Origin of the sequence: Halobacterium noricense (assembly GCF_021233435.1) — an archaeon.
In the GTDB taxonomy this organism is placed as follows: Archaea; Halobacteriota; Halobacteria; order Halobacteriales; family Halobacteriaceae; genus Halobacterium; species Halobacterium noricense.
Genome location: NZ_CP089468.1, coordinates 575,517 through 589,653 on the forward strand (window position 1 = coordinate 575,517; position 14,137 = coordinate 589,653).

The following is a 14,137-nucleotide window of genomic DNA, read 5'->3' on the forward strand; positions in this document are numbered from 1 at the left end:
CGCGTCGAACGTCGTGGTATGGTCGAGCAAACGGAGCAGGGACTGAGCGACCAGTACCCGCGCGCCAGCCCGTGGCCGATTCCGCTCGTGTTGGGCCTCGTCATCTCCGAGATTGGCATCCTCTTCGACGGGTTGCTCCCCGTCGCTGTCGGCGGATTAGTGCTGCTCGCGGGCAGCGTCGTCGGCATCCTCCGCGAATCCGGGTTCGCATCCACGCTGCACCGGCCCGCGCTGGCGGTCGCCGCGGTGTTCGGGGGGCTCGGCGGCCTGCTCTACGTCGCCACGTCCGCGACCGCGCGCGGCCTCGCACTCGGCGGCACCGGTATTGTCGTCGCCGCCGCCTCGGTCGCGCTGTTCCTCCTCGAAACCGGTCGCCTGTAGCCCGGGGCTGGCGCTGAATCCTCAAGCTATATTTGTCCGCCGCTCCGAACTCCCGCTAATGAGTTCCACCATCTTCGACACGGACACCCTCCTCGACCTCACGGTCAACATCGTCCCGCTGGCCATCCTCGCGTTCTTCTTCGTGGCCTTCGTGGCCGTGAACCCGTGGGGGTCGGGATTCACGCTCGAACGCGTCCTCCAGTTCATCCTCGTCGGCTGGATGCTGGTCGGGCTCTCCATCCTCACGTACGTCGCCGCCAAGCGCATCGAGACCGGCGAGGAAGAAGTCGGCCCGTACTGAACGCCGACGGCCCGTTCGACCCCACTCCCGCGAGAAATCTGCGCGGCGTCCCGTGATTCTCTGTGCGCGCGCTGGCGCGCCCAATCCTAAGCTTTCTTTACGGTCCGGTACTGACTGTGCTCCATGGCCTCGTCATCACTGGTGCTAACCGTGCTGATGGGCGTGCTTCTCGTCGCGGTGGCTGCTTCCCTCGCGCGTCTCGAGGACTGGCGGTCGTACACGCCTCTCAGCGACGTCGGCGGTGCGCTCGGGGAGCGCACCGAACACGGACACGAAGAGAAGCCGGGCGGCGTCGTCCGGTGGCTCACGACGGTCGACCACAAGGACATCGGGATTCTCTACGGCACGTACGGTGCCATCGCGTTCGTCTGGGGCGGCCTCGCCGTGCTCCTGATGCGCATCGAGCTCGCCGCGCCCGCGACAAACATCATCGACCCCGCGCTGTACAACGGCCTCCTGACTAGCCACGGCATCACGATGCTGTTCCTGTTCGGGACGCCGATGATTGCGGCGTTCGGGAACTACTTCATCCCGCTGCTCATCGGTGCCGACGACATGGCGTTCCCCCGCATCAACGCCATCGCGTTCTGGCTGCTGCCGCCGGGCGCGCTCCTCGTCTGGGCGGGCTTCCTGCTGCCGGGCGTCGCGACCGCCCAGACCAGCTGGACGATGTACACGCCGCTGTCCATTCAGATGTCCAGCCCCGCCATCGACATGATGCTGCTCGGCCTCCACCTCACGGGGGTCTCGGCGACGATGGGGGCGGTCAACTTCATCGCGACCATCTTCACCGAGCGCGGCGACGACGTCGGCTGGCCGAGCCTCGACATCTTCTCGTGGACGATGCTCACGCAATCCGGGCTGATCCTGTTCGCGTTCCCGCTGCTGGGCAGCGCGCTCATCATGCTGCTGCTCGACCGCAACTTCGGCACGACCTTCTTCACGGTCGCCGGCGGTGACCCGATTCTCTGGCAACACCTGTTCTGGTTCTTCGGCCACCCCGAAGTGTACATTCTCGTGTTGCCGCCGATGGGCATCGTCAGCCTCGTGCTGCCGAAGTTCTCGGGGCGGAAACTGTTCGGGTTCAAGTTCGTCGTCTACTCCACGCTGGCTATCGGCGTGCTCTCGTTCGGCGTGTGGGCCCACCACATGTTCACCACGGGAATCGACCCGCGGCTCCGCGCGAGCTTCATGGCGGTGTCGCTCGCGATTGCGATACCATCCGCCGTGAAGGTGTTCAACTGGATTACCACGATGTGGAACGGCAAGCTCCGACTCACCGCGCCGATGCTGTTCTGCATCGGCTTCGTCCAGAACTTCATCATCGGCGGCGTCACCGGCATCTTCCTCGCCGCCATCCCCGTCGACCTCATCCTCCACGACACCTACTACGTCGTCGGTCACTTCCACTTCATCGTCTACGGTGCTATCGGCTTCGCGCTGTTCGCGGGCACCTACTACTGGTTCCCGATGGTCACCGGTCGGATGTACCAGAAGCGGTTCGCGCACGCGCACTTCTGGCTCGGCCTCGTCGGGTCGAACCTGACGTTCCTGGCGATGCTGTGGCTCGGCTACGGCGGCATGCCGCGGCGGTACGCGACGTACCTCCCGCAGTTCGTCACCGCCCACCAGATCGCGACCGCGGGCGCGTTCCTCATCGGCATCAGCACCCTGCTGTGGGTGTGGAACATGGTCGTCTCCTGGAAGGAGGGCCCCAAGGTCGACAGCGGCGACCCGTGGGACCTCGACGAGACGGGCCAGCTCACCAACGACTGGGAGTGGTACGAACAGCAGCGCGAGTCGCCCGTCCCGGCGACGGACGGCGGCGAATCCGACGACGCCCAGTCCGCGGACTGAGCCGCACGAGTTTTTCTACGCGAGAACGAGCACGAAGCCGGTCAGGAACATCAGGAGTGCGATACCCGCCAGCACCACGAACATGAGCTCCTTGTCTTCCATACCCGGCCTGTTGGCGGCGACACCGCAAAAGGCTACCCACTCCGCTGCCTACGACTGCGCGTGAGCGAACCCGACACGCGCGGTCGACGAGTGGTGCTGTGGATGTACGCCTCCGCGGTCGCCGTCGCCGGGCTGTTCGGCTACGTGCTCGGCATCATCGTCTACGGGGACGGCGGCGGTCCCTCCGGGCCGCTCGTGGAGGGGTCGGGCGCGGCCTACGGGGCCGTCGGCCCGATTACGTTCCAGTTGAACCCGCTGAACCTCGCGCTGTTCGGCATCGTCTCCGTGGGAATTCTGCTCGGCATCGGCCTCCTGGCAATCATTTTCGTCTCCGAGCGCGCCGACGCCTGACCGTTCGTGGACTGCGGGTAGGTATTAGTGGGTGGAAGGACATGCAAACGGACATGAAGGTTCGGGAAGCCACTCACGACGACGCGGACGGCATCCGGCGCGTGGCGGAGGCGTCACTCGAAGCGACGTACGCCGGCCAGCTCGGCGAGGACATCGTCGCGGCCGCGGCCGACGAGTGGTACGGCGCGGACCGCCTCGCCGACCGCCTCGACGCCGACGACGTCGTCTACCTCGTCGTCGTGGACGACGACAGCGTAGTCGCGTTCTCCGAGAGCGAACTCGACGTTCGCCAGCCCGACGGCGACCAGTCATCGGCCTCCGCGGCCGGCGTCGCGGCCATCCAGTGGCTGCACGTCCACCCCGACCACCGCGACCGCGGGCTCGGCGGCCGGCTGCTCGAACACACCGAAACCGAGCTCCTGGAGCGGGGCGCGAACCGCGTGGAGGGCCGCGTACTCGCGGCGAACCGCGCGGGCAACGAGTTCTACCAGGCGAGTGGCTACGCGCGCACCGGCAAGCGCACGCTCGACATCGCCGGGGAGACGTACACCGAACACCTCTACGTGAACCTCCCCGCGGACGAGGCCGCGGAACTCACGGAGGAACACGAGGTCGACGGCGGCACGGTCTTCGTGGCGTACGACGAGCGTGAGCGCGGCTCGAAAGCACCGTTCTACGCGGCCTACGACACGCCCGACCGCGAGAACCGCTACGGCTTCTACTGCGCGAACTGCGGGTCGCTGGACACCGCGATGGACGCGATGGGGCGCGTGGAGTGCAGCGAGTGCGCGAACAAGCGGAAGGCGACGCGGTGGGACTCGGCGTACCTCTAATCAGGCGACCGCGGCGGTCTCCTGGTAGCCGCCGAACTCGTCCTCGAACACCTGCATGATTTCGCCCATTGTCGCGTACGCCTTCACCGCGTCCACGATGTAGGGGACGGTGTTCTCGTCGGCGTGAATCGCGTCCTGGAGCGTGTCTAGCGTGTCAGCGACCGCGTCGTCGTCGCGTTCGGATTTCACGTCTTCTAAGCGGCCGAGTTGGCGCTCCCGGGTGGCGTCCTCGTCGACGTGAAGCGTGTCCGGGCTGGTGTCCTCCTCGACTTCGTAGGCGTTGACGCCGACCACCGTCTCCTCGCCGTCGTCGACGCGGGACTGGTACTCGTAGGCGGCCTCCTGAATCTCGCGGTGGAAGTACCCCTCCTCGACGCCCGCGAGCACGCCGTCCCGAATCGAGCCGTCGCCTTTCGCCTCGATTTCGTCGATGTACGCCATCGCCTCCTCCTCGACCTCGTCGGTGAGCGCTTCGATAGCGAAACTCCCGCCGAGCGGGTCGACGATGTCCGCCGCGCCGGACTCTTCGGCGATAATCTGCTGGGTGCGGAGCGCGACCCGCACGGCGTCCTCGCTGGGGAGCGCGAGCGCCTCGTCGTAGGAGTTCGTGTGGACGCTCTGCGAGCCGCCCAGCACCGCCGCCAGCGCCTGTAGCGTGACGCGGGCGACGTTGTTCAGCGGCTGCTGGGCGGTCAGGCTCTGGCCCGCGGTCTGCGTGTGGAACTTCAGTTGCTTGGAGGCCTCCGCCTCGGCGTCGTAGCGCTCGTCCATCACGCGGGCGTAGATGCGCCGGGCGGCGCGGAACTTCGCTATCTCCTCGAAGATGGAGTTGTGCGAGTTGAAGAAGAAGGAGAGCTGTGGCGCGAACTCGTCGACGTCCAGCCCCCGGTCGAGGGCGTCCTCGACGTACGCGAAGCCGTCCGCGAGCGTGAACGCCAACTCCTGGACCGCGGTCGACCCGGCTTCGCGGATGTGGTAGCCGGAAACCGAGATGGGGTGGAACTTCGGCGTCTCCGCGGCGCAGTACTCCACGACGTCGGTCACGAGGTCCAGCGAGGGCTCCGGCGGGACGACCCACTCCTTCTGCGCGATGAACTCCTTGAGCATGTCGTTCTGGAGGGTGCCCCGAATCTCCTCGCGGGGGACGCCCTGCTGGTCGGCGAGCGCGAGGTACATCGCGTAGATGACCGGCGCGCTCGGGTTGATGGTGAACGAGGTCGAGACCTCCGAGAGGTCGATGCCGTCGAAGAGAATCTCCATGTCGCGGAGGGTGTCGACGGCGACGCCCTCCTTGCCGACCTCGCCGAGACTCATCCGGTCGTCGCTGTCCAGCCCCATCAGCGACGGCATGTCGAAGGCCGTCGAGAGCCCGGTCTGGCCGTTCTCGATGAGGTAGTGGAAGCGCTCGTTGGTCTCCTCGGCGGTGCCGAAGCCCGCGAACTGCCGCATCGTCCACGTGCGGCCGCGGTAGCCGGTCGGGTAGACGCCCCGAGTGTACGGGAACTCCCCGGGGAACCCGAGGTCCTCCTCGTAGTCGAGGTCCGCGACGTCGTCCGGGGTGTACAGCCGGTCGACTTCCACGTTCGAGACGGTGGCGAAGCGCTCCTTGCGCTCGCCGTAGGCGTCGAGCACGGGGTCGAGGGTGTCGTCCTCCCAGTCCTCTCGCGCCTCGCGAATGTCGGCGAGGTCCTCGTCGTCGTACATGTCCTCAAATCTTGCCGGGAGAATAATGAAGGAACCGGTCGGGTGCGTGGCCGAGCAACGCGGGGCCACGTTGATGCGAGCGGGGAGGAACGACCCGTGAGCCGCGTGGCGAACGAAGCGAGCCACGTTGATGCGAGCGGGGAGGAACGACCCGTGAGCCGCGTGGCGAACGAAGCGAGCCACGTTGATGCGAGCGGGGAGGAACGACCCGTGAGCCGCGTGGCGAACGAAGCGAGCCACGTACGCAGCTACCGGCTCACTGCAGGCGCTCGATGGTCTCCACGAGCGGGTGGTGGGCGTAGTCCACGACGTGGATGTCCGAAATCGACTCCAGGCCCTCCTTGTCGGCGGTGCGGGCCATCCCCAGGTCGACGCGGCGTTCCAGGGCGATGACGTAGGCGTCCATCTCCTCGATGCCTGCGCGTTCGGCGGCCATCACGCGGTGGTGGCCGTCCGCCAATAGGAGTTCGACGCCGCCGTTGTCGATGACGACCAGCGGCTCCGCGAGGCCGTGTTCGAGCTCGTACTGGCGCCCCTCCAGTTCGTCGGCGTACACCTTCCCCTGCGTCGGCACCAGCTCGGCCAGTTCGACGGTGCGGCGCTCCTCCCTGGCTTCGATGCCGTGAATCGTCTCCAGCGTGCGCTTGAGCTTCCCGACTTTCTCGGGGGTGGCGCGCTCGATCTGCGAGCGGATGACGTCGGAGTTCGAGATGATGCCGACGAGGTTGCCCGCGTCGTCGACGACCGGGAGCTTCTGGATGCCCGACCGCAGGATGACCCGGGCGGCGTCGGTCACCTTCATCTCGGGGTGGGCGACGATGAGCTCGTCGCTCATCACCTTGAACACGAGCTCGTCGGGGTCCGAGAGGAGGAGGTCCCGCGCGGACACGAACCCCTCGACGCGCCGCCCCTCGGTCACCGGGAAGCCGTTGTGTTCGCTCTCGGAGATGCGGGTCGCGACGTCGCGCACCGTGTCGTCGGGGGAGACGGTCGCGACGTCACGGGTCATGTAGTCGTCGACCGTGGGTTTCGCGCCGTTGTGGTCGAGGGCCGAATCCATCACGTGCCCGTTACGCGTCGACCGGGAAAAACTCACCCCCCGCGAATCGCTTCGAAGAACCGCGTCGCCACCACGTCCTCGACCATCTCCGTGAGCGTCTGCTCGGCCTCCTCGTCGACGTCGTCGAACAGCCCCAGCGGGAGTTGTGCGCCCGCCATGTCCGCGTGGCCGCCCGCGCTCCCCATCTCGTCGAACGCCGACCGCAACACCGCGCCGAGGTCCTCGTCGCTTCCCCGCGACCGCGCGGAGACGTAGATGGTGCCCTCGGTGTAGCCGTAGACGAACGTCACCGTCACGCCCCGCATCGCCAGCAGACGGTCGGCGGCCTGCGCGAGCGTGTCGCGGTCGGAGATGGCACCGACGCACGACGCCAGCACGGAGCCGTCGAGTTCGCGGTTGCGGATGGCCCGCGCGATGGTGTCGAGGGTGTCCGCGCTCACCGACGGGCTCTCGATGCGCTCCAGGACGTCGGTGTCCGCGCGGTCCAGCAGCCACGCGCCCGCCTCGAAGTCGTCGGTGGTAATCTCGCGGGCGAAGTCGTCGGTGTCCACGCGGATGCCGTACAAAAGCGCCGTCGCGACCTCGGTCTCGACGTCGAGGCCGAACCCGCGGATGTACTCCACGAGGATGGTGCTTGCCGCGCCCAGGTCCGGGCGGATGTCCACGAAGTCGGCGTCGACGTCGTCGTTTGGCGGGTGATGGTCGACGACGATGTCCACCTCCGTCTCCGGGTCGAGTTGGTCGTTGACGCCGGGCGCGGAGTGGTCCACGAGCGCGACGGCGTCGAAGTCCAGTTCCTCGCCGACTTCCACGTTCCGGACGTCGAGGTCGAGGAGGTTGACGAACGCGCGGTTCTCCTGGTGGGAAATCTCCCCGAAGTAATACGCCTCCGTCTCCACCCCGAACTCCGCGGCGATGCGTGACAGCCCGACGGCCGTCGCGATGGCGTCCGGGTCGGGGTTGTCGTGCATGAACACGCCAAGCGTCCCGTCGATGGCTTCGAGCGTCGTGCGCAGCGCCTGCAGTTTCTCGGAGCCCTCGGCGGTCGCGACCGCCTCGACGTGGTCGAGTATCGCCGCCCCGGGGTCGACAACCCGGTCGGCGACCGCGTCCAGCGCCTCGCGGTCGTCGCTGGTCGCCTCGAATCCGAGGTACGCCACGAGTTCGGCGTCCGGGTAGACTTCGCGGGCGGCCTCCGCGGCCAGGCGGTTGGCGGCGGCCCCGTCGGTCGCCACCAGCACCACGTCGACGTCGCGCTCCAGCCCGCTAATCTCGGCGGGGTCGGTGACGTCCCGGACCTCGGCGGCGACCTTCTCGTTGCGTAGCGACTCCACGCGGCTCGCGTCGCCGTCGAGCACGAACAGCTCGCCGCGGCGCTGTGAGAGGTGTTCGACGAGGGCGTGACCGGTCGTGCCGCAGCCGAGCACGAGCCGAGAAACCATTCGTTGACCCGTGATAGCTTCCGAATCCGCTAAAAGGTACCGTTGTGCCCCGTTCGCTTACAGCGCGAACAGGACGTCGGCGGCGTGGACGGCGGTCTGCGCGACCGGGTCGAACGCCACCAGCAGGACGACCGTCGCCACCGCCGCCGCGACGACGGCGGTGTAGAGGCCGGTCGGCGTCCCAGCCAGCGAGAGGTCGTCGCTGGGGTCCTCGATCCAGATTGCCTTGACGACTCGCGAGTAGTAGTACAGCGACAGCGCGCTGTTGATGGCCGCGATGGCCGCGAGCCACGCGAAGCCAGCCTGGACGGTCCCCGCGAACAGCAGGTACTTCGAGAGGAAGCCGCCGCCGACCGGGAGGCCGGCGAGGCTGAACATGAACACGGTCATCGCGACACACGCCACGGGGGCGCGGGTCGCGAGCCCGTTGTAGTCCTCGAACGTGCGGCCCACGTCCCAGTACTCCGCGAGCGCGACGAACAGGAACGCGCCCGTGTTCATGAAGCCGTAGACGAGCAGGTGGGTCATCGACGCGCCGAGCACGAAGGCGTTCGCCTCCGCGGCGCCGCTCTGGAGCGCGGCCAGCCCCATCAGCACGTAGCCCGCGTGCCCGATGGAGGAGTACGCGAGCATCCGCTTGACCTCGTTCTGCGTGGCCGCCGCGAAGTTTCCGAGGGTCATCGTGACCACCGCGAGCACGGCGAACAGCAGCGACCAGTCGATGGCGACGGCAGCCACCGTGTCGAGCGGGAACGCGGTCGTGAACACGCGGAACGCGACCGCGAAGCCGGCGGCCTTCGACGCCGACGAGAGGAACGCGCTAATCGGCGCGGGCGCGCCCTCGTAGGCCTCCGGTGCCCAGAAGTGGAACGGCACCGAGGCCGTCTTGAACGCGAACCCGCCGGCGAGCAACAGGATGCCGAGGCCGAGCACGCCGCCGAACTGGTTGCCGGCGACTTCGGCCGCGATGTCGTCCAGCAGAAGCGTGCCCGTGGTGGCGTACACGAGACTGATGCCGTACGCCATCACGGCGGAGGACAGCGCGCCGATGAGGAAGTACTTCAGGCCGGCTTCGACGCTGCCGCGGTCGGTTTTCAGGAACGAGACGAGCGCGTACGACGGGAGGCTCGCCAGTTCCAGCGCGACGAACACCGTCACGAGGCTGTTGGCGGCCGCCATCAGCGACATGCCGGTCGCCGCCAGCAGCACCAGCGAGTAGTACTCCGAGACGTGCTCCTCGCCCTCGATGTAGTCGTAACTCCCAATCACGACGAGCGTGGCGACGCTCGCGACGACGAACGCGAAGAACAGGCTCAACGCGTCCACGACGAGCGCGCCGTCGAACTGCACGAACCGGTAGTCGCCCGAACCGGCCGCGAGGAACCACACCGCGGTCGCGGCGGCGGCGACGGTGCCGATGGCGCTCACCGACGCCAGCAGCCCGTTCTTCCGGGCGTCGGGCGCGATAATGTCGATGCCGAACAGCACGATGGCCGTCAGCCCGAGCAGAATCTGGGGCGTCAGCGGTGGCAGTTCCACCATCAGAGCTCACCCCCGGTGAGGAAGGCAGTTGCCTCCGGCAGCGAGTCCACCATCGGGTTGACTGCGTCCTGAATCATGCCGTAGAACACCTCGGGGACCGTCCCGAGCACGACGACCAGCACCACCAGCACGACGATGGCGACCGCGTCGTGGGGCGCTGCGGGCACGATGTCGTAGTCCGTGTCCGCGCTGAACGGGCCGAAGAGGACGCGCTGCATCGCGAACAGCAGGTAGCCCGCGACGACGACGATGCCGAACATCGCCAGCGCCGTGAACAGCTGCGCGTACGGGAAGGTGGCGCTGAAGCCGCCGAGGAAGATGAACAGCTCGCCGGCGAAGCCCGCCATCAGCGGCAGGCCCATGTAGCCGAACGCCGCGGCGACGAACACCGCGGCGGTCACCGGCATCTTGTCCGCGATGCCGGAGAGGTCGCCGACCATGCGCGTGTGGGCGACGTTGTAGATGACGCCGACGCACATGAACATCAGCCCCGAGATGAGGCCGTGGGCGACCATCTGGAAGGTCGCGCCGCCGAGCCCGTAGACGTTGTACGCCACGAGCCCGAGAATCACGTACCCCATCGACGACACCGAGGAGTACGCGACGATGCGCTTGAGGTCCTGCTGGGCGAGCGCGAGCATCGCGCCGTAAATCACGGAGACGACGGCGAAGATGGCGATGAGCACCGCGTAGTCGCGCGCGACGCCCGGCAGCATCGTGAAGTTGAACCGGAGCAGCGCGTACGTCCCCATCTTCAGGAGCACCCCTGCCAGCATCACCGAGGCCGGCGTGGGGGCCTGCACGTGGGCGTCCGGCAGCCACGTGTGCAGCGGGACCAGCGGCACCTTCACCGCGAACCCGAGGAACATCGCGAAGAACGCGACGACCTTCAGGGTCTCGGCACCGAGGCCGTACGTCGTCTGGAAGTTCCCGGCGTCGAGCGCGGCCGCGATGGTCGGCAGGTCCATCGTCTGGACCGGGAGCGCGAACACGAGCGCCACGAACCCGATGAACATCACCAGGCTGGCGACGTTCGTGTAGACGAAGAACTTGATTGCGGCGTACTTCCGGCGCGGGCCGCCCCAGATGCCGATGAGGAAGTACATCGGCACGAGCACGAACTCCCAGAAGACGAACCAGACGAAGAAGTCCAGCGCCGTAAACACGCCCAGGAGGCTCGCCAGCATGAACAGCATCAGCGAGTAGAACTGGCTCTGGCGCTCCTGAATCGGCGTCCACGCGCTCACGATGGCGAGCGACGTCAGCAGCGTCGACAGAACGACCAGCGGCATGCTGATGCCGTCGAGGCCGACGTGCCAGTTGAGCGCGTACGGGCCGACGCTAATCCAGCGTGCAGTCGTCTCGAACGCGAGGTTCCCGCTCTCGAAGAGCGCGTTGCCGCTCGCGTCGAACTGTCCGAACATCCAGAGGCTCCCCGCGACGGGGAGCAGACTCAGGGCGAACGCCAGTTTGCCCGCGACCTCGTCGGGTGCGAGCATGACGACGAACGCCGAAACCAACGTGACGGCGATGAGTGCTTCAATCAACATTCAGAACCACCCCCCGAGGAGGCCGAAGGCCACCAGGAGGACGACCAGACTCAGCGTCAACAGGGCGGCGTAGTGCGTGACGAGGCCGTCCTGAATCCGCTTGACGCGGCTGCCGGCGAACAGGCTCACGCTGCTGACGCCGTTGACGACGCCGTCGACGATGCCCTGGTCGAACGTGTCGGCGGCGCGGGCGAGCGGGAGCGTGACGCCTTGCGCGAGCCACACCTGGTACTCGTCCTGGTAGTAGTTGTTGTACAGTACGGTCTTGACGCCGCCGAGCTTCTCGGTGTGCTCGGTCGGCGAGTCGACGTTGTACAGCACCCACGCGAGGCCGGCACCGCCGAGCGCGAGCGCCAGCGAGACGGCGCCCGGGACGAGCGGGCCGATGTCCGCGGCGTGGTAGCCGGCGAACTGTTCGAGCAGGTGGTGGTAGTTGTCGTAGCCGAGCGCGGCGAAGTCGCTGGCCTCCGGAATCACCAGCCACTGGTGGAGGTATTCGATGTGGAGGCCGGTGAGCTCCGCGACGGGCGTCATATTCACGAGGCCGACGGTGGCCGCGAGAATCCCGAGGACGACCAGCGGGAGCTTGACGTTCCAGCGGACGCCGTGGGGGTCGCGGGCGGTGTCACTGCGGGGTTCGCCGTGGAAGGTGAGGAACACCATCCGGAACGTGTAGAAGCCCGTGAAGAACACCGCGAGCAGGCCCATCGCGTACGCGGCGAGCAGAATCGGACTGTCGCCGGCGCCGTAGATGAGCGCTTCGTAGAGGATTTCGTCCTTCGACCAGAAGCCCGCGAACGGCACGATGCCGGCGAGGGCGAGGCTGCCGGAGAGGAACGTGTAGTAGGTCACGGGCATCTTCTCGCGGAGGCCGCCCATGTCCCACATGTCCTCGTTGTGGTGCATCGCGATGATGACCGACCCGGCGCCCAGGAACAGCAGCGCCTTGAAGAACGCGTGGGTCATCAGGTGGAAGGTCGCGGCGATGTAACCGCCGGTACCGAGGCCGAGCATCATGTAGCCGTACTGGCTGATGGTCGAGTACGCCAGCACCTGCTTGAGCTCGTCTTTCACGACGCCCATCGTCGCGGCGAACAGCGCGGTGAACCCGCCGATCAGCGCGATAATCGCGAGAACGGTCGGGAGCAGCGCGTAGAAGCCGTACATGCGCGCGACGAGGTAGACGCCGGCCGCCACCATCGTCGCGGCGTGGATGAGCGCGGAGACGGGCGTCGGGCCTTCCATCGCGTCGGGCAGCCACGTGTGCAGCGGGAACTGCGCGGACTTGCCGACGACGCCGCCGAGCACGAGCAGGCCGAGAATCGCGAACCACGTCTCAGCCTTCATGCCGACGACGTCGAGGAAGTGCGCGACGTGTTCGGGCATCGTTCCCTCGCCGCCCGCAGCCGCGAGCGCTTGCTCGGCGAGGTGCGGGAAGCTGTGGACGCCGTCACCGACCGCGACGAACCGCGCGGTGCCGAACGTCGCGAGGATGCCGACGACGCCGACGAGGAAGAAGTAGTCCCCGAAGCGCGTGACGAGGAACGCCTTCTTCGCGGCGCTCGGCGGACCGGGCTCCCGGAAGTGGAACCCGATGAGCAGGTACGAGCAGAGCCCGACCAGCTCGAAGAACATGAACGCCATCAGGAGGTTGTCCGCGACGACGAACGCCAGCATCGAGAACGTGAACAGGCCGAGGCCGGCGTAGTACCGCGGGAGGCCGGTCTCGCCCTCGTCGTTCATGTAGCCGAGGCTGAACACGTGCACGAGGACCGCGACCAGCGACACGATGACCAACATCAAAGCCGACAGCGGGTCGACGAGGATGCCGAAGTGGAGACTGAACGTGTTCTGGCCGACGACCCACGTGTAGATGTCCTGTGCGTGGTAGCTGCCGCCGCTCACCGTCAGGAACGTCCAGATGGACAACAGCAGCGACCCGGCGGTCGCGAGGATGCCGGGAATCGCGCCGCCTTTCGGCAGCAGCCGCGGCGCGAAGTGGCCGACGAGCATCGCCACGAGGAACGCGGCGAACGGTAGCAGCGGAATGGCCGGAGTGAAGTCGAATGCACCTACCATCTTACCACCTCATCGTCGTCGCGTTGCGCACGTCGACGTCGTCGAAGTTCCGGTACAACACGAGCACGATGCCGAGGCCGACGGCGACCTCCGCCGCGGCCAGCGCCATCACGAACAGGCTGAACACCTGACCCGTGGCGTTCCCGTAGAAGTGCGAGAACGCCACGAGATTGATGTTCGCCGAGTTCAGCATCAGCTCGACGCTGATGAGGAACATGAGCGCGTTCTCGCGCGTGAGCACGCCGAACACGCCAGTGCAGAACACGGCCGCGGACAACAGGAGGTAGTACTCGACGGCGACCGCCATTACTCGCCGTCACCCCCTTCGTTGTCGCGGCTCGCGAGCAGCACGGAGCCCTCCAGCGCGGCGTCCAGCAGCAACGCGATGATGATGAACGCTGCGAGGAAGCCCTCGCTGGCGACCGTGTTCTCGCCCGCGACGTCCATCAGACCCATCAGCGCGTAGCCGATGGTCGCCGTGAGGTTCGCGTCGCCGGCGAACCCGACCGCACCCTCGAATCCGGCACCGAGGAACACGGCCGCGAGCACCGCGAACAACGCGACCGCGACGACGCCCGTCGCGAACGTCGACGGGTCGCGCAGTCGTGGTCGCGTCGTCATGCGTTAGTCACCTCTCCTGTACCTCCAGTTTGACGCGTGAGCATCACTGCGAACGTGATGAGGATGAGGACGCCGCCGACGTAGACGAGAATCTGCATCGCGGCGACGAACTCCGCCTGTAACATCACGTAGTGCACGGCGAAGCTCATCAGCGAGCCGCCGAGCAGCAGCGCGGAGTGCCACACGTCCCGCACCAGGACAGCGCCGAGACTGCACGCTACAGTGAGCAGCGCGAACAGCCCGAACGCGATTGTTTCGGTCGTCATTTCAGTCACCTTGTGGTTCGCAAATACGCCCTTTGTAGGTTTCGAGAC

14 protein-coding genes are annotated in these 14,137 nt (G+C 67.0%); 5 read left to right on the plus strand and 9 right to left on the minus strand.

What is annotated here, in order from left to right; all coding sequences use genetic code 11:
- The first annotated feature begins 18 nt into the window (after window positions 1–18).
- The 5 genes from LT974_RS03220 to LT974_RS03240 all read left to right on the plus strand — a co-directional run bounded on the left by LT974_RS03220 (window position 19) and on the right by LT974_RS03240 (window position 3,825).
- A complete protein-coding gene (locus tag LT974_RS03220) occupies window positions 19–381 on the plus strand; it encodes a DUF7541 family protein (protein ID WP_232589227.1) in 363 nt (120 codons plus the stop codon).
- Window positions 382–439: 58 nt separating this feature from the next.
- Complete coding sequence (locus LT974_RS03225; protein ID WP_232589229.1) at window positions 440–682, plus strand: DUF6684 family protein; 243 nt, start codon at window positions 440–442, stop codon at window positions 680–682.
- A 123-nt stretch (window positions 683–805) separates the two neighbouring features.
- Entirely contained in the window at window positions 806–2,539 is a 1,734-nt protein-coding gene (gene ctaD / locus LT974_RS03230; RefSeq protein WP_232589230.1) for a cytochrome c oxidase subunit I, read from the plus strand.
- A 162-nt stretch (window positions 2,540–2,701) separates the two neighbouring features.
- Window positions 2,702–2,992: a DUF7520 family protein gene (locus LT974_RS03235; RefSeq protein ID WP_232589231.1), complete on the plus strand. Its 291-nt coding sequence runs from the start codon at window positions 2,702–2,704 to the stop codon at window positions 2,990–2,992.
- Window positions 2,993–3,045: 53 nt separating this feature from the next.
- Window positions 3,046–3,825 (plus strand): GNAT family N-acetyltransferase, encoded by a 780-nt coding sequence (locus LT974_RS03240; RefSeq protein WP_232589232.1) that lies wholly within the window; start codon window positions 3,046–3,048, stop codon window positions 3,823–3,825.
- On the opposite strand, the gene LT974_RS03245 is transcribed toward LT974_RS03240, so the two are convergent.
- From LT974_RS03245 to LT974_RS03285, 9 genes are all read right to left on the minus strand, one after another.
- Window positions 3,826–5,529, minus strand: coding sequence for an acyl-CoA mutase large subunit family protein (locus tag LT974_RS03245; protein WP_232589233.1), 1,704 nt, complete (start codon window positions 5,527–5,529; stop codon window positions 3,826–3,828).
- 256 nt (window positions 5,530–5,785) lie between these two features.
- Window positions 5,786–6,589 carry a CBS domain-containing ParB/RepB/Spo0J family partition protein gene (locus LT974_RS03250; RefSeq protein ID WP_232589234.1) on the minus strand — a complete coding sequence of 268 codons (804 nt, stop codon included), beginning with the start codon at window positions 6,587–6,589 and terminating at the stop codon, window positions 5,786–5,788.
- 32 nt (window positions 6,590–6,621) lie between these two features.
- Window positions 6,622–8,031: a DHH family phosphoesterase gene (locus LT974_RS03255; RefSeq protein WP_232589235.1), complete on the minus strand. Its 1,410-nt coding sequence runs from the start codon at window positions 8,029–8,031 to the stop codon at window positions 6,622–6,624.
- A 57-nt stretch (window positions 8,032–8,088) separates the two neighbouring features.
- Window positions 8,089–9,573, minus strand: coding sequence for an NADH-quinone oxidoreductase subunit N (locus LT974_RS03260; protein WP_232589236.1), 1,485 nt, complete (start codon window positions 9,571–9,573; stop codon window positions 8,089–8,091).
- On the minus strand, window positions 9,573–11,123 hold the full coding sequence (locus LT974_RS03265) for a complex I subunit 4 family protein (protein WP_232589237.1): 1,551 nt from the start codon (window positions 11,121–11,123) through the stop codon (window positions 9,573–9,575). The genes LT974_RS03260 and LT974_RS03265 overlap by 1 nt, the downstream gene beginning before the upstream one ends.
- On the minus strand, window positions 11,124–13,202 hold the full coding sequence (gene nuoL / locus LT974_RS03270) for an NADH-quinone oxidoreductase subunit L (RefSeq protein WP_232589238.1): 2,079 nt from the start codon (window positions 13,200–13,202) through the stop codon (window positions 11,124–11,126).
- Window position 13,203: 1 nt separating this feature from the next.
- Window positions 13,204–13,509, minus strand: coding sequence for an NADH-quinone oxidoreductase subunit NuoK (gene nuoK / locus LT974_RS03275; RefSeq protein ID WP_232589239.1), 306 nt, complete (start codon window positions 13,507–13,509; stop codon window positions 13,204–13,206).
- Window positions 13,509–13,823, minus strand: a complete 315-nt coding sequence (locus LT974_RS03280) for a proton-conducting membrane transporter (protein WP_232589241.1) — start codon at window positions 13,821–13,823, stop codon at window positions 13,509–13,511. The genes nuoK and LT974_RS03280 overlap by 1 nt, the downstream gene beginning before the upstream one ends.
- A complete protein-coding gene (locus LT974_RS03285) occupies window positions 13,820–14,089 on the minus strand; it encodes an NADH-quinone oxidoreductase subunit J (protein ID WP_230887575.1) in 270 nt (89 codons plus the stop codon). Before LT974_RS03285 ends, LT974_RS03280 begins: the two co-directional genes overlap by 4 nt.
- Window positions 14,090–14,137: the final 48 nt, after the last annotated feature.